Genomic DNA, 19,216 nt, shown 5'->3' on the forward strand with positions numbered 1-19,216 from the left:
TGGCTTGGGCGGTGAGTGGGTTGAGGCAGGTTCGGATGAACATGGCTGCAAAACAAGGCGCTGCGACGGGTCCTGGCGGGCCATGGCAAGGAGCAGCAACCCAGCATCGGGGCCATGGGCGCCGAAATTGACCAGCTGCATTTACCAGACGGGCTACTGACCGCTCAGCGTCTGGCTGGCGTCAGCAGACGGCGCGCCTCGCGCTGGGCATCCTCGTCCAGTTCGACCAGCCATTGCGGCTTGCCCGCCGCCAGCACAGCCACCGGCAGCCCGTCGCGAAGCAGGATCCGATTTGCCGCCAGGGCCGGCACCCTGGAGCCCGGTAACAGAGTGCCGAGCTGATTGAACGGATCGACCGCGGACACCGCCAGCATCTCGCCGGTCAGCGGCCGCTTGCGCACCTCGCGCAGCAAGCCAAGCGCCTCCGGCAGAGCGAACTGCTCGCCCGCCACCGCCGCGACAAAGCGCCCGCCGCGAATCTCGCCACGGGCTTCCAGCCGATGGTAGACCCGCAGCAGGTCGCGCCAGGGCGGCAACCAGTCCGCTTCACGCGCCAGCAGGCGCCAGCACACCACGCCGTAACGGCGCAGCAGCACACGGGCAATGTGCTCCAGCGCCTCTGCATCGAACGCCGGTGTTCTTGCCTCCTCTTCGCCCGCTCCAGACTTGCGCACCAGTGCCCAGCGGCCGGCGTCGTCCATCCCGCCGATAAAGGCACCACCACGGCTTCGTCGGGCCGTGCGCGAGCGCTTGCTCGCCGGCGCCAGCAATGCGCGCAGACCGGCGAAGCTGTCGGCGTTCACCAAACCCACCGCCACCAGCTCGCCAAGGGCATCCTCCAGTTCGCTGCGCAGCAGATGCGCGTCGTGCTGCAGCTCATCGAAGAACAGCGCGCCCTGGGCGTTCAGACATTCGAACACCCGCTGTGCCCGTGAAGACAGCTCCGGCGCCGGCGCGTCGCTGGCCAGTGCATACCAGGTCGGTAACTGGCGCCGCGGCAGTAGCACGATCGGCGTACCGCGCACCGGCCCGCCGCTGGCCCTGAGTCGCCCGGCCAGCCGCGTCCAGACAATGCGGCCGGAGCGGCACAGCTCGTCCAGCCAAGTGCCGCCATAATCCTTCAGGCGCGCCGGCAAGAGATCGGCTTCCCACGCTGCGGCGGCGGCCTGAAAGCCCTCCAGCTGTTCGACGACCGTGGCCAGCGCCTCGCGCCCCTGCATGCGCGTGGTCGCGGACAGATGCTGCCAGTCAGCAAGAAAGCGCATGAAATCGACACGTTCGACCGGCTCGATCTCCCGTCGCAGGCGCTTGACCGTGTAGCGATGGATACGCGCCAGCAGATGCCGCTCGCACCACTCCTCCTCCACTGCGCCAGCGCTGAAACGCCCGCGCATCACGTAACCCTGACTTTCCAGACGGACCAGCGCCGCCGCGACGGCAGAGGCCGGTAACGCCAGCGGCCGCGCGATCAGCGCCACCGGCAGCGGGCCGAAGCCGCTCAGCCGCGCACGAATCAGCTCGACCAGTACCGCCTCTTCCTCGATTGACTGATCGTAACCGCCAGGCGCCTGCAGATGCGGCTGGAACGGGGCCTGCGGATAGACCGCGCGCAGCAGCATCAGGCGCTCCAGCGGCAACCAGAGGACACGGTCGTGCGCCACCTGCATGCGTGTCGCGCGGCCGCCACGGGCCAGTTCGGCCAGCCATTCGCTCCATTGTGGCTGTGCGGCGGTCTCGGCTTCGGCAATGCAACCGAGCGCTGTAAGCGCCTCGTGCAACTCGTCGGCACTGCGCGCCTCGGGCCAGGCCTCCTCACGCACGGCGGCGATCGCTTCCGGGTCCAGCGCGCCCAGATCGTCAGCCGACTCCGGATCGCTCCAGCGCCGCGCGAGCACCGCCTGGGTGCGGCGCTCTTCCAGCGGCGCATCGTCGAGAAAGGCGTAAGGCCGCGCGCCGAGAATCTCCATGGCCAGCGGCGACGGCGCGGGCAGATCACGCGCCAGCAGTTCGACCTCGCCGCCCTCCATGCGCCGCAACAGCGCGAGCCAGCCTTCGCTATCCATAGCCTCGTGCAGGCAGTCATCGAGTGTCTGGCGTACAAGCGGATGATCGGGAATCTCGCGCTCGCCGATGATGTTTTCCAGGCAGGCAACCTGGTCGGGAAAGACCGTGGCCAGCAGATCGTCGCTCTTCATTCGCTGTAGCTGCGGCGCGACCTTGCGTCCGCCGGCCATGCGCGGCAACGCCAGTGCCGTGGTGGCGATCCAGCGCCAGCGCACACCGAACAGCGGCGCATCCAGCAGTGCCTGGATCAGCACCTGCTCGGCACTGGCCGAATGCAGGTAGCGCCAGACTTCCCCCAGCGGAAAGCTGTGACTGGTGGACAGCGAAAGAATGATGGCGTCCTCGGTGGCCGCCGCCTGCAGCTCGAAGTTGAAGGTGCGGCAGAAGCGCTTGCGCAGTGCCAGCCCCCAGGCGCGATTGATGCGGCTGCCATAGGGCGAATGAATGACCAGCTGGGTGCCGCCGGACTCGTCGAAGAAGCGCTCCATCACCAGCCGCTGCTGAGTCGGCAAGGCGCCAAGTGCGGAGCGGGCACGCGCCAGGTATTCGACAATCTGTCGCGCGGCGGTTTCCGTCAGGCCAAGGGTGCCGGTAAGCCAATCGATGGCGGGCGACAGGTCCACCCTGCCCACCGCCGCCCCCTCAGCCAACCGTCGATCGATCTCGTCACGCAGCCGCGCCACGGCAAAGGACAGCTCGTCGCTGCGCCCTGGCGCCTCGCCCAGCCAGAAGGGAATGCTCGGCGGCATGCCCTGGGCGTCTTCGACACGCACCCGCCCGGACTCGATCTTGAGGATGCGATACGAGGTGTTACCCAGCTGGAACACATCGCCGGCCAGGCTCTCCACCGCGAAGTCCTCGTTCACCGTGCCGATATTCAGCCCCTGCGGCTCCAGCAGCACGGCATAGTCGGCGTTGTCGGCGATGGTGCCGCCGGAGGTCAGTGCGGTCAGGCGGCCACCGCGCCGGCCACGCAGGCTGCGCGTCGCGAGATCACGGTGCAGATAGGCGCCGCGGGTTCCGTGGCGGGTCGTATAGCCCTCGGCGAGCATTCGCAGCAGTGCCTGGAAGGTCGCATCGTCGAGCGCGGCATAGGGCGTCGCGCGGCGAAACGACTGCAACAGCTCATCCTCGCCCCACTCACGACAGGCCACTTCCGCGACGATCTGTTGCGCCAGCACGTCCAGCGGCGCGTGCGGGATCTTCAGCGTGTCCAGTTCGCCACGACGTACGGCGTCGAGCAGCGCGGCACACTCGATCAGGTCGTCGCGGGAGCTGGGGAACAGCCGGCCCTTGGACACGCCGGCGACCTGGTGCCCGGCCCGCCCAACCCGCTGCAGGAAAGCCGAAATCGAGCGTGGCGAGCCAAGCTGGCAGACCAGTTCGACATCACCGATGTCGATGCCCAGCTCCAGCGAGGCAGTGGCCACCAGCACCCGCAACTCGCCGCGCTTGAGCTTCTGCTCGGCGCTCAGCCGCTGTTCACGGGCCAGACTGCCGTGATGCGCAGCGACCACCTCTGCACCCAACCGCTCGGCCAGGTGGCGGGTGGTGCGCTCGGCCATGCGCCGCGTGTTGACGAACACCAGCGTGGTGCGATGCTCGCCAGCCAGTGCCGCGAGACGGTCGTAGACCAGCGCCCAGGCGTCGTTGCTCATCACCGCTTCCAGCGGCACCAGCGGCACCTCCAGCGCCAGGTCGCGGGCGCGGCCATGGCCGATGTCGACGATCTCGCACGGTCGCTCGACGCCGACCAGGAAGCGCGCCACCGCATCGATCGGTTTCTGCGTCGCCGACAGGCCGACCCGCACCAGCGGCCGATTGCAGAGCGCTTCCAGTCGCTCCAGCGACAGCGCCAGATGGCTGCCACGCTTGTTGCCGGCGATGGCGTGAATCTCGTCGACGATCACGCTCTGCACATCGGCGAGCATTTCGCGCCCAGATGCCGAGCCGAGCAGCACATAGAGCGATTCCGGCGTGGTGACGAGGATATGCGGCACGCGCTTGCGCATGGCGTTGCGCTCGGCCTGCGGCGTGTCGCCGGTACGCACCGCGGTGCGGATTTCCAGCGCGGGTAGCCCCAGACGCGCCAGCTCCGCGGTGATCCCGGCGAGCGGCTCCTCCAGGTTGATATGGATGTCGTTGGACAAGGCCTTCAGTGGCGAGACATAGAGCACGCGCGTCGCGTCGGCCAGGCCGCCCTCGGCCAGCCCCTGCTGCACCAGACCATCGATGGCGGCGAGAAAGGCGGTCAGCGTCTTGCCCGAACCTGTGGGTGCGGCCACCAGGGTCGAACGACCGGCACGGATCAGCGGCCAGGCAGCCGCCTGGGCCGGCGTCGGTGCGGGAAAACTGCGGGAAAACCAGCCCGCCACGGCGGGGTGGAAACGGCCAAGCGGATCGACGGATGACGTGGTCATGCCGATGAATATGGTGGCGCCCCGGCCTTTGCACAAGCGACAGCCGGTCGGCGGTCGGGAAACGGCCATGGGATATGGCGGTCAACTTGAAACATCCGCAACGCAACGGAGATGACCATGACCACCACCCCGCTCAGCCTCGACAACGCCATGCAACTGGCCTCGGAAGCCTTCCTGCCCTGTGGTTGCGTGACCAGCGCCAACCCCGAGGACGACAGCTTCGGCTTCACCGTGATGAACGGCAGCGGCGAGGAAATCACCCGCGTGGCGCAGGTGCGCGACTACGCCGACCCGCTGCGCATGGCACAGGTGATCGAGCAGACCCGTCAGGAGCTGATCGACAAGGGTTGCACCCTCGAACCCTGGAGCATGCCGTTCATCACCGACGACAGCGCCATTCCGGAAACCACGCCGAACTACTGAGGAGCGGCCATGAGCGATCACGTGCTGCTGATCACCGGCGCCTCATCCGGTATCGGCGCGGCAACCGCACGCCTGGCAGCGGCGGCCGGCTACCGGCTGGCGCTCGCCGCGCGCTCCGAGGACAAGCTGCAGCATCTGGTCGATGAAATCGGGCCGCAGCGCGCCCTCGCCATTCGCTGCGACGTGACCGATTACGCTGAGCAGCAAGCCATGGTGCAACGCGTGCTCGATCACTACGGCCAGCTCGATGCGGTCTACGCCAACGCCGGCATCCCCGGCAGCGAGGGCGGTTTCAGCGGCGCCGATCCCGAAGTCTGGAAAACCATGCTGCTGACCAACGTCTACGGCGTCGGCCTGACCCTGCGCTGCACCCTCGCTGCGCTCAAGGCCAGCCGCGGTCATCTGCTGCTCACCGGCTCGGCAGCCGGGCGCTTCGTCATTCCCGGCTCGATGTACAGCGCCAGCAAATGGGCGGTGACCGGGATGGGTCTGAGCGTGCGCGAAGAACTGCGCGGCAGCGGTGTGCGAGTCACTCTGATCGAGCCGGGCATGGTCGACACGCCGCTGTTCGACAAGCCGCCAGCCTATGCCCTGCAACCGGAGGATGTCGGCCGCGCAGTGGTCTATGCCCTGTCGCAGCCGGCCCATGTCGACGCTAACGAAATCCTGATTCGCCCGACGCCGCCGGTCGACGGCGAGTAACCTCAGCGTTCATCGCTGCGCTGTTGCTGTTGTTGCAGGCGTCCCGACTCGATGATTTCCGCCCGTCCGGCCCCATCGTCGTGACGATGCTCGCCGGCCCCCCGCACCCGCTGCAGCTGAATCACTTCACCTTTCTCCCAGGCATTTGCCGCCGGATCGACCGTCGGCTGCGGGATCGACTCGCGACTGCGACGGATCGCCTGGGTATCCACGTCGAGACGGTCGTCACGGGCCTTTTCCAGCGCCGGGTCCAACTGGCCATCCGCGGTAAAGCCCATCATCAGCGCCGGAATTCCATAGGGCAGTTCCTTGTCGCGGTCGGTATGCCAGGTGTGCCAGGTCTTGCCGTAGGTGCTGACCACCTGCTCCATCAACTGCTTCTCCGCCACCTGCGGCAGGCCAGGTGCAACCAGCGAGCCGGACTTCACCTCGTAATCGTGGCTGTGCCAAAGCTTCTTCTCGTCCTCGGGCAGTGTCGCGAACAGGCGCGTGCTGATGATGTATTCGACGCCCATGAGCTTGGCATTGCTGCCATTGCCGTCGTAGATCAGCGCCTGCATCAGGTCCTCGTTCACCCGCGTGACGTAGTGGTGCGCCTCCATCTGCCCATCCATGTCGCCGTTGTAGAAGTGAAAGCCGTTGAGGTACGCGCTCACTGCATCCAAAGGCGCCTTGCCCTGCAGCAGCTTCGCGCCAACCTCGAGGGTGCGCGTTTCGGCGCTTTTCGGCGCGCCCGCAGCGTCGGTATAGGACGCCGTATTGTGCTGCCCGCAGGCAGCCAACAGCAGCGCGGAACTCAGAACGAATAACTGTCGCATGGCTCGATCCCCTGCTTTGCTCATACAGAGTGACCAGAGCGCGGCCGCTTTTTCTTCCTGTTCGCCAAGCCGGCCGGCAGAAACTTTTGCCCGCCGCGCCGGGTCGCTATGGGAGGCCGTTTCGGTCGTCAAACCCGAGGGGGACAGCCATGGGAAACCTGGCAGAGCAGCCACATTCGCACCCGGTACTCGCCGAACTCGACCTGTTGCTGCAGCGTTACCGGCAGGTTCGCGCCACCAGCGAGGCGATCTGCATGCCGCTGCAGGTCGAGGATTACGTCATCCAGAGCACGCCGGAAGTCAGCCCGCCGAAATGGCACCTGGCGCATGTCAGCTGGTTCTTCGAGACCTTTCTGCTGTTGCCTTATCTGCCCGGCTACCGGCGACTTAACGAGGCCTACGACTACCTGTTCAATTCCTACTACCAGACTCATGGCCTGCCCTTTCCGCGGGCGCGGCGCGGTGTGCTATCCCGCCCGGGTGTGGACGAGATCTATCGCTATCGCCGCCACGTCGACCAGGCCATGGGCGAACTGCTGAGCAATCCGCCGCGCGAGCAGGCTGCCGAAATCGTCCGCCGCGTCGGCCTCGGCCTGCAGCACGAGCAGCAGCACCAGGAGCTGCTGCTGATGGACATCAAGCACATCCTCGCGCAGAACCCGCTGCACCCGGTTTATCGCGACGATCTCGCCCAGCCCCGGCCCAGCAGCCCCGAGCGCCCGCGCTGGCATGAATACGCCGGCGGTGTGCAGCACATCGGGCATGCCGGCAGCGATTTCGCCTTCGATTGCGAAACCCCGCGACATCGCCAGTTCGTCGAGGATTTCCAGCTTGCCGAACGATTGGTGAGCAACCGCGAATACCTGTCGTTCATCACTGACGGCGGTTATGCCCGCCCGGAGCTGTGGCTGTCGGACGGCTGGGACCTGATCCATCAGGCCGGCTGGAACGCTCCGCTGTACTGGCTGCGCGAGGACGCCAGCTGGTACGAGATGACCCTTGGTGGTCTACGCCCGCTGGACCTGGAGGCACCGGTCTGTCACATCAGCTATTACGAGGCCGATGCCTTCGCACGCTGGGCCGGTGCGCGGCTGCCGAGCGAAGCGGAATGGGAAGTCGCCGCCGCCGACCAGCCATTGCGCGGCAATTTCCTTGAAAGCGACTACCTGCAACCGGTCGCCGCGCCGCCTGGCCATGACGGCCCGAGGCAGCTGTTCGGCGATGTCTGGGAGTGGACCGCCAGCGCCTACCTGCCCTATCCGGGTTTTCGCCCGCTGGAGGGCAGCCTCGGCGAGTACAACGGCAAGTTCATGTCCGGCCAGATGGTCTTGCGTGGCGGTTGCTGCGCCACGCCGGAATCCCACCTACGGGTCACCTACCGCAACTTCTTCCAGCCGGCCATGCGCTGGCAGTTCGCCGGGCTGCGCCTGGCCAGAGGGCTCTGAACATGGCGCTGGCAATTCACTTTCACGATCAGCTGCAACAGCCACACGACGCCTCGCTGCGCGACGAAACCCTCGCCGGGTTCGCCGCGAGCCCGAAATGGGCCTCGCCGAAGTTCTTCTATGATCGGCGCGGGTCCGAGCTGTTCGAGCAGATCTGCCAGCAGCCCGAGTACTACATCACCCGCACCGAGGAGCAGATTCTCGCCGAGGCGGCCAACGACATCCTCGACATCGCCGGCCCTCACAGCGACCTGATCGAGCTGGGCAGCGGCGCCAGTCGCAAGGTACGCCTGCTGCTGGAGGCACTACACCCGACCAGCTATCTGGGCATCGACATCTCCGAGGACTTCCTGCTCAGCAGCACCCAGCGGCTGGCGGCGGACTACCCGTGGCTGGAGGTGCATGCAGCCTGTACCGACTTTTCCAACGAGCTGAACCTGCCGGATGATTTCTCCAGCGAGCACCCGCTGATGTTCTTCCCCGGTTCCAGCATCGGCAACTTCACCCCGGGCGAGGCCGCGGCCTTTCTGCAGCGTTTGCACGATGTGCTGCCGGCCGGTGGCGGCTTGGTGATCGGCGTCGATCTGGTCAAGGACCGAGCGGTGCTGGAGGCGGCCTACAACGACCGCGCCCATGTCACCGCTGCCTTCAACCTCAACCTGCTGCAGCGCATCCGCAACGAGCTGGACAGCGACATCGACCCGTCACGCTTCGTCCATCGCGCCTTCTTCAACGAGGCCGAATCGCGCATCGAGATGCACCTGATCAGCCCCGATGCGCAGGACGTGACCATCGAAGGCCGGCGCTTCCACTTCGATGCTGGGGAAAGCCTGCATACGGAAAACTCCTACAAGTACACGCTGGAATCCTTCGCTGCCCTGGCCGATGCCGCCGGCTTCGACTGCCGCGGTCAGTGGACCGACCGGCGCGGGCTTTTCAGCGTCAACTACCTCGAGCGACGTTGAACCATGCCAGAACGCGCCTCCACCCTGTTCACCCTCGGCCTCGGGTTATTGAGCGCCCTCGCCGCCTTTCCGGCAGCTGCAGAAGATCCCATCCGCATCACCCAGCTCAAGCGCTGCGGCGACCTCTTCGCCGAGGATTCGCTGAGCTGGTGCCTGAGCGCCAAAGGCCTGCCCCGCGGCGGGGTGCAGCTGTACCTCAACGGCGAGCGAGTGGCTGCCGACACGCTCCAACGCGACGGCAAGCAGCTGCGCCTGACCCTAGCGCCGGACGCGGTGCGCAGCGGCCCGCTGTGGCTGGAACGCGACGGGCAACGCAGCAATCCGGTCTGGCTCTCGGCTGGTCGCAGCCAGGTGCTCGCCGCCAAACCCGATGAAGTGGCGCGCAACATGGATGACCTGACCACCTATGTAGACTTGGTCAGTCTGATCATCGAGGAGGATCACGAAGGCCTGGACAAGGCGCGGCAGCTCGCCGAGAAGTACGGCGCCAAGGTGGTCGGCGCCATACCGCCGCTGAACACCTATCAGCTGCGCCTACCAGTGAAAGATCTGACCGAGCGCGACGCCATGGTGCTGCGCCTGGGCAGCGAGGTAGGCGTGGATGCCGTGGTGATCGAGGAATCGGCCGCCGAGAACGACGAGCAGGAAACCGGCAAGACCGCGGATCAGAAGCGTCCGCAGAACCGCGAGTGGGCCGCCAACCGCTTCCTCGATGCGGTGGACTACTACCGCGAACGCATTCCCGCCGGCCAGCGCGCCGGCGAAAAACAGCCGGTGCGTATCGGCATCATCGAGCGTGCGGTGGACTTCGATGCACCGCATTTTGCCGAGTACCTCGAACCCTGCGATCCACAGCAGCAGCGCACCTGCCTCTACGCCCGCGACACCGACCGGCCGGACAATCACGGCAGCAGCGTCGCCGGCATCCTCGCCGCCCATGCCAGCGATGCCCGCGACCAGGGCTTTCTCAGTGCACTGGACGGTACCGGGCCGGGCTTCGAGGTGATCGTCGAGCGCAACTCTGACGCGGGCATCACGGCCAACGTCGCGGCCTCGGTGAATCTGGTGGAGGACGGCGCGCGCATCCTCAACTGGAGTTGGGGCATCCACCGCATCGGCACGGTGGATGTGGAAGGCGAACCGGTGGATTCGCTGCTGCGTTCGGGCATTGCCATGAGCGGCTACGAGGAATTGCTGGAGGAATTCTTCCTCTGGTTGCGCCGCGAACATCCCGACGTCCTGGTGATCAACTCCGCCGGCAATGGCTCGGCGCACTCCGGGCGTGACGACTATCGACTGCCCTCCTCGTTCATCACCGAGCAGCTGCTGGTGGTCGGCGGCCATGAGCGCAACGACCGGAAAAAGGTCTCGGTGGAGCACCCCGACTACGTACGCAAGCGCAAATCATCCAACGTCGATATGCGCGTGGACATCACCGCCGCCGCCTGCACCCGTGCAGCAACTCTCGATCCCGAGCAGCGCGGCGACGTGCACTGCGGCACTTCCTATGCCACGCCGCTGGTCGCCGGTGCGGTGGGTGCGATGCTTTCGGTCAATCCCGGGCTGGAGCCGGATCAGGTGCGCGAACTGCTACGCCGCAGCGCCATGACCATCGGCCGCGACTCGGATTTCGAACCCGCCGAGGCGGATGACCTTACCGCTCCGATCCTGCCCTCCGAGCGTGGTTACCGGCTGGATGATCGCGATGTCGGTCGCTCAGCACGGCTGGACATGCGCAAGGCGCTGGAGCTGACCGTGGAAAGCCTGAAGAACTCGCGCTAGGGTGTTCACTCCATGTCGCCGCACAGCTCGGCGGCACGCAGCAGCGCGGCGGTCAGCGCATGGCGCTCCCATTGCGGCAAGGCGGCCAAACGCGCGCGGAACTCCGGCGGCAACAGCGCTGGCGCCTGCTGCAACAAGGCGCGGCCGCTATCGCTGAGCAGCAGCCACTGGCGGCGACGGTCCTGGTCGTCGCGCTGGCGCTGCAACAGCCCGCGCTCCTCCAGCCGGTCGATCTGCCCGGAAAGCGTGGCTGCGGTAAGGCTGACGCGCCGGCTCAGGTCACTCGCGGTCAACTGCCCTTCGCTAGCCAGCACCTGCAGGATCATCAGCTGCACAGGGCTCAAGCCTCCGTAGCGCGCCAGACGCTTGGCATGTACTTCGGCGTCCTGCTGCAACCGGCGCATGGCCTGAAACAGCGGCATCTCGAAGGCTTCCAGCCCGGCACTATTGCTTTCGTTTAAAACTGTTTCTTCAGTCATATGCGGCTTTTCTTGCGAAAACTAACTTTGACATCAAAGCATTTTTTTGTTTTGGTGTAAAAAGCTGACTGACCTGTTCCCGGCCGCATCGGCGCCGCTGCGCTGATCCGAAAGGCTGAACTTCGCGGGTGACAGGCCAGTCACACTCCCCAACGGCAAAACCGGTAAGGATCTTATGTGTGGCATAGCTGGAGAACTTCGCTTCGATAACCGCCCGGCCGATCTGGCTGCGGTTGAACGCATCACTCAACACCTGACTGCGCGCGGCCCCGATGCGTGCGGTTTCCATAGCCAGGGCCCACTCGCCCTGGGTCACCGACGCCTGAAGATCATGGATCTGTGCGAGGCGTCCGGCCAGCCGATGATCGACTCGGCCCTCGGCCTGTCGATGGTCTTCAACGGCGCCATCTACAACTACCCCGAATTGCGCGCAGAGCTGGAAGGCCTGGGCTACCGCTTCTTCTCCGAAGGCGATACCGAAGTGCTGCTCAAGGGCTTCCATGCCTGGGGCGAAGCGCTGCTGCCGCGGCTGAACGGCATGTTCGCCTTTGCCATCTGGGAGCGCGACAGCCAGCAGCTGTTCATCGCCCGCGACCGTCTCGGCGTCAAGCCGCTGTACCTATCGCGCACCGACCAGCGCCTGCGCTTCGCCTCGTCGCTGCCGGCACTGCTCAAGGGAGGCGATATAGCGGGTGTTTTGAATCCGGTGGCGCTGAATCACTACATGAGTTTCCACGCCGTGGTTCCGGCACCGGACACGCTGATCGCCGGTATCGAGAAGCTGCCGCCGGCGAGCTGGATGCGCGTCGACGCCAATGGCGCGACCACCACCCGGCGCTGGTGGGAGCTGGAATTCGGCGCCCGAGAAGAGGAGCGCAACTACAGCTTCGAAGACTGGAAACAGCGCACCCTGGACACCATGCGCGAGGCGGTGGCGATCCGTCAGCGCGCCGCGGTGGATGTCGGCGTACTGCTCTCCGGCGGTGTCGACTCCAGCCTGCTGGTCGGCCTGCTGCGCGAAGCCGGTGTGGCCGACAATCTGCTGACCTTTTCCATCGGCTTCGAAGATGCCGGCGGCGAGCGCGGCGACGAGTTCAAGTACTCGGATCTGATCGCCAAGCACTACAACACGCGTCATCACCAGCTGCGTATTCAGGAAAAGGAAATCCTCGAACAGCTGCCGGCCGCCTTCCAGGCGATGAGCGAGCCGATGGTCAGCCATGACTGCATCGCTTTCTACCTGCTCTCGCGGGAAGTGGCCAAGCACTGCAAGGTGGTGCAGAGCGGCCAGGGTGCGGACGAACTGTTCGCCGGCTACCACTGGTATCCGCTGGTGGACGGCGCCGAAGACCCGGTGGCGGCCTACCTCGCCGCGTTCCGTGATCGCACGTACGAGGAATATGCCGAGACTGTGCAGCAGCAGTGGGTCCAGGGCGACTTCTCCGGCGACTTCGTCCGTCAGCACTTCGCCCAGCCCGGCGCCGATGCGGCGGTGGACAAGGCGCTGCGTATCGACAGCACGGTGATGCTGGTCGATGACCCGGTCAAGCGCGTCGACAACATGACCATGGCCTGGGGCCTGGAGGCGCGCACCCCGTTCCTCGACTACCGCGTGGCCGAACTGTCGGCGCGCATCCCGGCCAGGTTCAAGCTGCCCGAGGGCGGCAAGTATGTGCTCAAGGAAGCGGCGCGCCAGGTGATTCCTGCCGAGGTGATCGACCGGCCGAAGGGCTACTTCCCGGTGCCGGGCCTCAAGCACTTGCAGGGAGCGACGCTGAACTGGGTGCGCGAGATGCTGCTCGACCCCAGCCAGGAGCGCGGCCTCTATAACCCGCAGGCGCTGGAGAAGCTGCTCGCCGATCCGGATGGTCAGCTCACGCCGCTGCGCGGTTCCAAACTCTGGCAGCTGGCAGCGGTCAACCTATGGTTGAGCGAACAAGGCCTTTGACGTTGGCCGCTGCAGGCACCAGGCCACGACGGCCCCGATAACCCGCTCACGAACGGCTGCGGTTGCCACGCGCCACGGGGGCAAGCACATCGCCCCGCCGCTGCCGGTTCGTGACTTAGCATCAAGGAACGCACCATGCAGAAGTCCCAAGCCTACGGCCAGCGTCTGTTGCGCGGACAGGCTCCGACCTACCAGCGGCTGCAGGCACGCTTCGCCGAGGACGGTCAGGAGGAGCCCTGCGGCCCGGTGATCCTGCATTGCGGCTGGGGTCGCATTCTGGTCGGCCACACCTACTCCGATCCCGCCCAACTCGCTGCCGAACTGCTCAACGAGCAGGCGGGCGAGCGCGATATCGCGCTGTACGTCGCCGCGCCACACCAGGTGCTGTCCTATGCACCGCAGCAACTCTTTCTCGACCCCTCCGATACCCTGCGCATCTGGTTCACCGACTACCGCCCTGCGCAGAAGCGTTTCCGTGGCTTCTGTGTGCGTCGTGCCCAGAGTGAAGCGGACTGGCAGGCTATCAACGGCCTGTACCAGGCGCGCGGCATGATGCCCGTCGACCCGGAGCGCTGCACCCCTCGCGAACAGGGCGGTCCGGTGTACTGGCTGGCCGAGGACGAAACCTCTGGGCAAATCATCGGCAGCGTGATGGGCATCGACCACCACCGCGCCTTCAACGATCCGGAAAACGGCTCCAGCCTGTGGTGCCTGGCGGTTTCGCCAAGCTGCCCGCGGCCGGGCGTCGGCGAGGCGCTGGTGCGTCACCTGATCGAACACTACATGGGCCGCGGCCTGGCCTATCTCGATCTGTCGGTGCTGCACGACAACCAGCAGGCCAAGGCGCTGTACGCCAAGCTGGGCTTCCGCGATCTGCAGACCTTCACCGTCAAGCGCAAGAACAGCTTCAACCAGCCGCTGTTCCTCGGCCCGGGCCCGGAAGCAAAGCTCAATCCCTACGCCAAGATCATCGTCGACGAGGCCCGGCGGCGCGGTATCGAGATCGAGATCAACGATGCCGAAGCCGGTCTGTTCACCCTGACCCAGGGCGGCCGGCGGGTACGCTGCCGAGAGTCGCTATCCGACCTGACCTCGGCTGTCAGCATGACGCTCTGCCAGGACAAGCGCCTGACCCACCGCACCCTGTCCCAGGCCGGCATCTGTCTTCCGGCGCAACAACTGGCTGCCGGCCCGAAGGAAAATGCCGCGTTCCTCGCCGAGCACGGCAGCGTGGTGGTCAAGCCGGTGGATGGCGAACAGGGCATGGGCGTCGCCGTGGACCTGCGCGATGCGACCGAAATGGAAGACGCCATCCAGCGTGCCCGGCAGTACGACAGTCGCGTATTGCTGGAAAGCTTTCATCCGGGGTTTGACCTGCGCATCGTGGTGATCGGCTTCGAGGTGGTCGCCGCGGCGATACGCCGCCCGGCGGAAGTCATCGGAGATGGCCGCACCAGCATCGGTTCGCTGATCGAGAAGCAGAGCCGCCGGCGCCAGGCCGCTACCGGCGGTGAGAGTTCCATTCCGCTGGATGAGGAAACCCAGCGCTGCCTGCGCGACGCCGGCTTCGACTTCGAAAGTGTATTGCCGGACGGACACCGGCTCGCAGTGCGCCGCACCGCCAACCTGCACACCGGTGGCACGCTGGAAGACGTCACCGCGCAACTGCACCCCGAGCTGGTCGACGCCGCCGTACGCGCCGCCCGCGCGCTGGACATCCCGGTGGTGGGCCTGGACCTGCTGGTGCCGGCACCGGACCAGCCGGAGTACGTCTTCATCGAGGCCAACGAGCGCGTCGGCCTGGCCAATCATCAGCCGCAGCCGACCGCCGAACGCTTCATCGACCTGCTCTTCCCGCTCAGCACCGCAGGTTGAGTCTGGCGCGACCCGGCACCAAGCCGGGTCGCCACAGGTCGCTCGTCACTATGGCGGGTCCCGTTCTCCGACATTCACTCCATCCGGTGGCTAAAAAAGCACCGTCAACAGGAGCTCCCATGACCGCAAAACTCCCCGAACCCGATCTCAACTACATGCAACGCGTGTTGCTGGAGATGCTCGCCATCCCCAGCCCCACCGGATTCACCGACACCATTGTGCGCTATGTTGCCGAGCGCCTGGCCGAGCTGGGCATCCCCTACGAGCTGACCCGCCGCGGGACCATCCGCGCCACACTCAAGGGCCGGCGCTACAGCCCGGACCGCGCGGTCGCGGCACATCTGGACACCATCGGCGCCATCGTCCGCGAGATTCAGGATACCGGGCGCCTCGGCCTGGCCCCAGTGGGCTGCTGGTCGAGCCGTTTCGCCGAGGGCAGCCGCGTCAGCGTCTTCACCGATACCGGAGTCATCCGCGGTAGCGTACTGCCGCTGCTGGCCTCGGGGCATGCCTTCAACACCGCCGTGGATGAAGCACCGGTGAGCTGGGACCACGTCGAACTGCGCCTGGACGCCTATACCTACAGCCGCAACGAAACCTGCGCACTGGGGGTCAACGTCGGTGATTTCGTCGCTTTCGATCCAATGCCGGAATTCACCGAGAACGGCTACATCAGCGCCCGCCACCTGGATGACAAGGCTGGCGTCGCCGCGCTGCTGGCGGCACTGAAGGCCATCGTCGAAAGCGGCCGCGAACCACCCATCGATGTACATCCGCTGTTCACCATCACCGAGGAAACCGGCTCCGGAGCCGCCGGCGCCCTGCCCTGGGATGTCAGCGAGTTCGTCGGAATAGACATCGCGCCGGCGGCCAAGGGCCAGGCCTCCAGTGAGCACGCGGTAACTGTGGCGATGCAGGATTCCGGCGGCCCCTACGACTTTCATCTGTCGCGCCACCTGCTAAAGCTCGCCAGCGAGAACGAGATCCCGGTGCGCCGCGACTTGTTCCGCTACTACCACAGCGACGCCCAGTCGGCGGTCGAAGCGGGGCACGACATCCGCACCGCGCTGCTGGCCTTCGGCTGCGATGCCACCCATGGCTACGAACGCACCCATATCGACAGTCTGGCCGCGATGAGTCGCCTGCTCTGTGGCTATATGCTCAGCCAGCCGGTCTTCGCCAGCGACTCTCAGCACGCGAAGGACTCGCTGGAACGTTTCAGCCATCAACTGGAACACGATGCGCAGATGGAGAACGACACCCGCGTGCCGCCCGTCGACACGCTGATCGGTCGCCAGCACCACACCCAGGACCGCGACAGCTGAGCGATTGGCTTACGTGACCAGGCGCCTGCTTCGCGCAGTAGACGCTTGCCGCTCAGCGCGTAACTCGGCAAAGTTAACCGGACAAGGACGTGCGGCACTCTGAAGGCGCCATGTAGAGCCCAAGGAATCGGTACCGTCACATCGCTCTACTAATATGTGCCGCCCATTCGGGCGCGCCTCTTCCGGAACGAAACATGACGCCGCGTTCATGCCTGGCTTTGCTGCTGTTTTGCCTGTCGCTCCAAGCCTGGGCAATCTCGCCCGTCGTGTTCGATTCACCCGACCTGCGCAAGTCACTCGGAAGCGGCACCCTCTACCTCGAGGACCCGGATGGCACGCTGGATGTCGATGAAGTCATGGCATTCGCGGACGAGCGCATGCGCACCGTCGAGAGCGGCCATGTGAACGAGGGCAAGAACAGCTCGACATGGTGGTTACGCGCCAGACTGGTCAACGAGCTGGACGCACCGCTCGGCGGCTTCGTCGAAATCAACTACCCGCTGCTCGACCACATCGAGCTGTTCCTGCAGTACCCCGACGGCAGCATCAGCAGGCAGCTGACCGGAGATCGCTACCCCTTCGCGGATCGTCCGGTAAAGGTCAGCGACTTCTGGTTTCCCGTCGATCTGCCTCCGGGCGAAACCACCCTTCTGCTGCGCATCAAGACCACCAGCACGCTCTACGTGCCGCTGTACTTCAGCAGCTACAACGCCAGCGCGGCCCAGCAACAGGAGTTGAGCGGCATCAGCGGCGCCTTCTACGGCGTGCTGTTCGCGATGTTCTGCTACAACCTGTTCCTCTTCGCCTCGCTGCGCGAGCCGGCGTACTTCTGGTATCTGGTCTACACCCTCAACGTCGGACTGTTCGCGCTCTCCTTCGACGGCCTGCTGGTCAAATGGCTGGCCGACGACGGCGGGCTGGTGGCCATGGGCATCTACGTTCTGATGTTCAGCCATTGCCTGATCGCCATCCAGTTCAGCCGCCACTTCCTGCACACCCGCGAGCTCTTTCCACGGCTCGACCTGGTGCTGCGCTGCACGCTGCTGATCGCCCTCGGCAGCATGGTTTCCGGGCTGCTGCTGGACGTGCAGACCTGGAGCATCCTGGCCAGCATCACGGTGATCGCCGCCTCGGTCGGCCTGCTTGCCACCGGCGCCTTCGTCTGGCGTCGCGGCGTGCGCTATGGCGTCTACTACACGCTGGCCTGGGGCGTGCTGCTGGCCTCGTTCATCCTGGTCACGGCCGGCTCGCTGGGCTTCGAGCTGTTCGGCCTGTACGGCGCCGCGGTGGTCAAGGCCAGCGTCGCTTTCGAACTGATCACCCTGTCCATCGGCCTGGCCGATCGCATCAACCTGCTCAAGGAAGAGGGCTACCGCTCGCGTGAGGCCGCCGAGCGGGCCGCCAGCGAGAATGAAGCCAAGAGCCGCTTCCTGGCCAAGATGAGTCACGAGATCCGCACTCCGCTCAATGGCGTGCTCGGCATGCTGCAACTGCTGCGTGAAACGCCGCTGGACCGCAGCCAGCAGTTCTATCTGGATACCATCTCCAGCTCCGGCAACTCGCTGATGGCGGTGATCAACGACATCCTCGACTACGCCCGGATCGGCTCCGGCAAGCTCAGCCTGGAAGACATCGACTTCGATCTGGAAATCCTGATTTCCGAAACCATCCGGCTGTTCACCGCGCAGGCGCTGGAGAAACAGCTGAGCCTGCACGTAGGCCTGGAGCCCGGCGTGCCGCGACGGATTCGTGGCGACCCCACGCGACTCAAACAGATTCTGATGAACCTGCTGAGCAATGCGCTGAAATTCACCGAGCACGGCCACGTACTGCTCGAAGTCTCCTGCCGTCAGACTCAGGAAGGCACCCGGCGCCTGGTGTTCTGCGTCAGCGACAGCGGTATCGGCATGCGTCAGGAAGTGCTGGCGCAGTTGTTCGAATCCTTCTCCCAGGGCGATTCGAGCACCACTCGACGTTACGGCGGCAGCGGATTGGGCCTGGCGATCAGCAAGGAGCTGGTGGAAATGATGAACGGCCATATCGAGGTGCAGAGCGCACCGGGCCGCGGCAGCCGCTTCTGCTTCGAAATCCCGCTGCAAAGCGCCAGCGATGTGGAAGACCCGCTGAACCACCTGCTCGGCGGCCGCCCGGCGCTGCTCGCTTCGCAGGATACCGAGGGCCTCGAGGCGTTGAGCCATCTGTTGCGGCGCTGGGGCATGCGCACCGAGCGCTGCCAGACCCCGGAATGCCTGCCGGACTACCTGTCGGACTTCACCGCCCCGCCACTGATGGTTCTGCTGGCGCCCTGGCCGGGCAGTCCGGCGCAGTGGCTGGAGCGTCTTCGCCCGCATCTGGCGGCGAATCAGCGGGTGCTGATGCTCTATTCGCCGGTCCACGAGCCGCCACCGCCATCGCCCGGGTTACGTCTGATCAGCCTGGCGCTACCGCTGCAGAGCACGCCGCTGCGTGAGGCGTTGCAGGCGTTATACACTCCAGCGCCTCAGCAGGCTAGCGAAGCGACCGACGTTGCACCAGCAGAGCAGCCACCCCGCGAACCCTGCATTCTGGTCGCCGAGGACAATCCGGTGAATCAGATGGTGGTGCGCGGCCTGCTGAAAAAGCGCGGTTACGCGGTTCAGCTCGCCGACAACGGACGCCAGGCCGTGGACCTCTATCGTCGCGATCCGGAAGCCGTGCAACTGATCCTGATGGACTGCGAAATGCCGGAGCTTGATGGCTTCGAAGCCAGCCGGCGGATACGCAAGCTGGAAGCGGAGCTTGAATTACAGGCCGTGCCGATCATCGCCGTGACCGCCCACGTACTGGCAGAGCACCGTCAGCGCGGCCTGGAATCGGGTATGGATGAATTCATCGGTAAACCTCTGGAGAGCCGGCAGCTGTATGCTTGCCTGGACAGCTACCTGCAGGGCGGCGCGAGCTAACGTCCGCCGGCCTTGTGGCAAACCGGCT

The 19,216-nt window shown here is 65.6% G+C and carries 13 protein-coding genes; 9 read left to right on the plus strand and 4 right to left on the minus strand.

Annotated elements, in window-relative coordinates; translation table 11 throughout:
* Nucleotides 1-164 precede the first annotated feature (164 nt).
* Nucleotides 165-4,484 (minus strand): DEAD/DEAH box helicase, encoded by a 4,320-nt coding sequence (locus tag BM275_RS01210; RefSeq protein ID WP_090519503.1) that lies wholly within the window; start codon nt 4,482-4,484, stop codon nt 165-167.
* A 117-nt stretch (nt 4,485-4,601) separates the two neighbouring features.
* Here BM275_RS01210 and BM275_RS01215 point away from each other — a divergent pair, with 117 nt between their 5' ends.
* Together BM275_RS01215 and BM275_RS01220 are read left to right on the plus strand one after the other, a co-directional pair.
* Complete coding sequence (locus BM275_RS01215) at nt 4,602-4,907, plus strand: hypothetical protein (RefSeq protein ID WP_014819807.1); 306 nt, start codon at nt 4,602-4,604, stop codon at nt 4,905-4,907.
* A gap of 9 nt (nt 4,908-4,916) precedes the next feature.
* A complete protein-coding gene (locus BM275_RS01220) occupies nt 4,917-5,609 on the plus strand; it encodes an SDR family oxidoreductase (protein WP_090519036.1) in 693 nt (230 codons plus the stop codon).
* Between the two features lie 2 nt (nt 5,610-5,611).
* Here the strand turns inward: BM275_RS01220 and BM275_RS01225 are convergent, their stop codons facing one another.
* Nucleotides 5,612-6,427, minus strand: a complete 816-nt coding sequence (locus BM275_RS01225) for an OBAP family protein (protein ID WP_090519504.1) — start codon at nt 6,425-6,427, stop codon at nt 5,612-5,614.
* 149 nt (nt 6,428-6,576) lie between these two features.
* On the opposite strand from BM275_RS01225, the gene egtB reads away from it, so the two are divergent.
* The 3 genes from egtB to BM275_RS01240 are packed head-to-tail and all read left to right on the plus strand — an operon-like array spanning nt 6,577 to nt 10,619.
* Nucleotides 6,577-7,872, plus strand: a complete 1,296-nt coding sequence (egtB, locus tag BM275_RS01230) for an ergothioneine biosynthesis protein EgtB (RefSeq protein ID WP_090519037.1) — start codon at nt 6,577-6,579, stop codon at nt 7,870-7,872.
* Nucleotides 7,873-7,874: 2 nt separating this feature from the next.
* Entirely contained in the window at nt 7,875-8,837 is a 963-nt protein-coding gene (gene egtD, locus BM275_RS01235; RefSeq protein WP_003285636.1) for an L-histidine N(alpha)-methyltransferase, read from the plus strand.
* Nucleotides 8,838-8,840: 3 nt separating this feature from the next.
* Nucleotides 8,841-10,619 (plus strand): S8/S53 family peptidase, encoded by a 1,779-nt coding sequence (locus tag BM275_RS01240; RefSeq protein WP_090519038.1) that lies wholly within the window; start codon nt 8,841-8,843, stop codon nt 10,617-10,619.
* Nucleotides 10,620-10,624: 5 nt separating this feature from the next.
* Here BM275_RS01240 and BM275_RS01245 read toward each other — a convergent pair whose 3' ends face one another.
* Nucleotides 10,625-11,098, minus strand: coding sequence for a MarR family winged helix-turn-helix transcriptional regulator (locus BM275_RS01245; protein ID WP_014819802.1), 474 nt, complete (start codon nt 11,096-11,098; stop codon nt 10,625-10,627).
* Nucleotides 11,091-11,387 (minus strand): hypothetical protein, encoded by a 297-nt coding sequence (locus tag BM275_RS22210; RefSeq protein ID WP_167362139.1) that lies wholly within the window; start codon nt 11,385-11,387, stop codon nt 11,091-11,093. Before BM275_RS22210 ends, BM275_RS01245 begins: the two co-directional genes overlap by 8 nt.
* On the opposite strand from BM275_RS22210, the gene BM275_RS01250 reads away from it, so the two are divergent.
* The 4 genes from BM275_RS01250 (at nt 11,274) to BM275_RS01265 (ending at nt 19,188) form a co-directional block, all read left to right on the plus strand.
* Entirely contained in the window at nt 11,274-13,046 is a 1,773-nt protein-coding gene (locus BM275_RS01250; RefSeq protein WP_090519039.1) for an N-acetylglutaminylglutamine amidotransferase, read from the plus strand. The genes BM275_RS22210 and BM275_RS01250 overlap by 114 nt on opposite strands.
* A gap of 135 nt (nt 13,047-13,181) precedes the next feature.
* Complete coding sequence (gene ngg, locus BM275_RS01255; protein ID WP_045666273.1) at nt 13,182-14,921, plus strand: N-acetylglutaminylglutamine synthetase; 1,740 nt, start codon at nt 13,182-13,184, stop codon at nt 14,919-14,921.
* Nucleotides 14,922-15,040: 119 nt separating this feature from the next.
* Nucleotides 15,041-16,246, plus strand: coding sequence for an osmoprotectant NAGGN system M42 family peptidase (locus tag BM275_RS01260; RefSeq protein ID WP_045666274.1), 1,206 nt, complete (start codon nt 15,041-15,043; stop codon nt 16,244-16,246).
* A 194-nt stretch (nt 16,247-16,440) separates the two neighbouring features.
* Nucleotides 16,441-19,188 (plus strand): hybrid sensor histidine kinase/response regulator, encoded by a 2,748-nt coding sequence (locus BM275_RS01265; protein ID WP_090519040.1) that lies wholly within the window; start codon nt 16,441-16,443, stop codon nt 19,186-19,188.
* Nucleotides 19,189-19,216: the final 28 nt, after the last annotated feature.

Origin of the sequence: Stutzerimonas kunmingensis, from assembly GCF_900114065.1 — a bacterium.
Taxonomy (GTDB): Bacteria; Pseudomonadota; Gammaproteobacteria; order Pseudomonadales; family Pseudomonadaceae; genus Stutzerimonas; species Stutzerimonas kunmingensis.

Coding starts and splice junctions, on each gene's coding strand:
- BM275_RS01210 (WP_090519503.1), bottom strand. CDS start 4,484: ATGACCACGTCATCCGTCGATCCGCTTGGCCGTTTCCACCCCGCCGTG.
- BM275_RS01215 (WP_014819807.1), top strand. CDS start 4,602: ATGACCACCACCCCGCTCAGCCTCGACAACGCCATGCAACTGGCCTCG.
- BM275_RS01220 (WP_090519036.1), top strand. CDS start 4,917: ATGAGCGATCACGTGCTGCTGATCACCGGCGCCTCATCCGGTATCGGC.
- BM275_RS01225 (WP_090519504.1), bottom strand. CDS start 6,427: ATGCGACAGTTATTCGTTCTGAGTTCCGCGCTGCTGTTGGCTGCCTGC.
- egtB (WP_090519037.1), top strand. CDS start 6,577: ATGGGAAACCTGGCAGAGCAGCCACATTCGCACCCGGTACTCGCCGAA.
- egtD (WP_003285636.1), top strand. CDS start 7,875: ATGGCGCTGGCAATTCACTTTCACGATCAGCTGCAACAGCCACACGAC.
- BM275_RS01240 (WP_090519038.1), top strand. CDS start 8,841: ATGCCAGAACGCGCCTCCACCCTGTTCACCCTCGGCCTCGGGTTATTG.
- BM275_RS01245 (WP_014819802.1), bottom strand. CDS start 11,098: ATGACTGAAGAAACAGTTTTAAACGAAAGCAATAGTGCCGGGCTGGAA.
- BM275_RS01250 (WP_090519039.1), top strand. CDS start 11,274: ATGTGTGGCATAGCTGGAGAACTTCGCTTCGATAACCGCCCGGCCGAT.
- BM275_RS22210 (WP_167362139.1), bottom strand. CDS start 11,387: ATGGAAACCGCACGCATCGGGGCCGCGCGCAGTCAGGTGTTGAGTGAT.
- ngg (WP_045666273.1), top strand. CDS start 13,182: ATGCAGAAGTCCCAAGCCTACGGCCAGCGTCTGTTGCGCGGACAGGCT.
- BM275_RS01260 (WP_045666274.1), top strand. CDS start 15,041: ATGACCGCAAAACTCCCCGAACCCGATCTCAACTACATGCAACGCGTG.
- BM275_RS01265 (WP_090519040.1), top strand. CDS start 16,441: ATGACGCCGCGTTCATGCCTGGCTTTGCTGCTGTTTTGCCTGTCGCTC.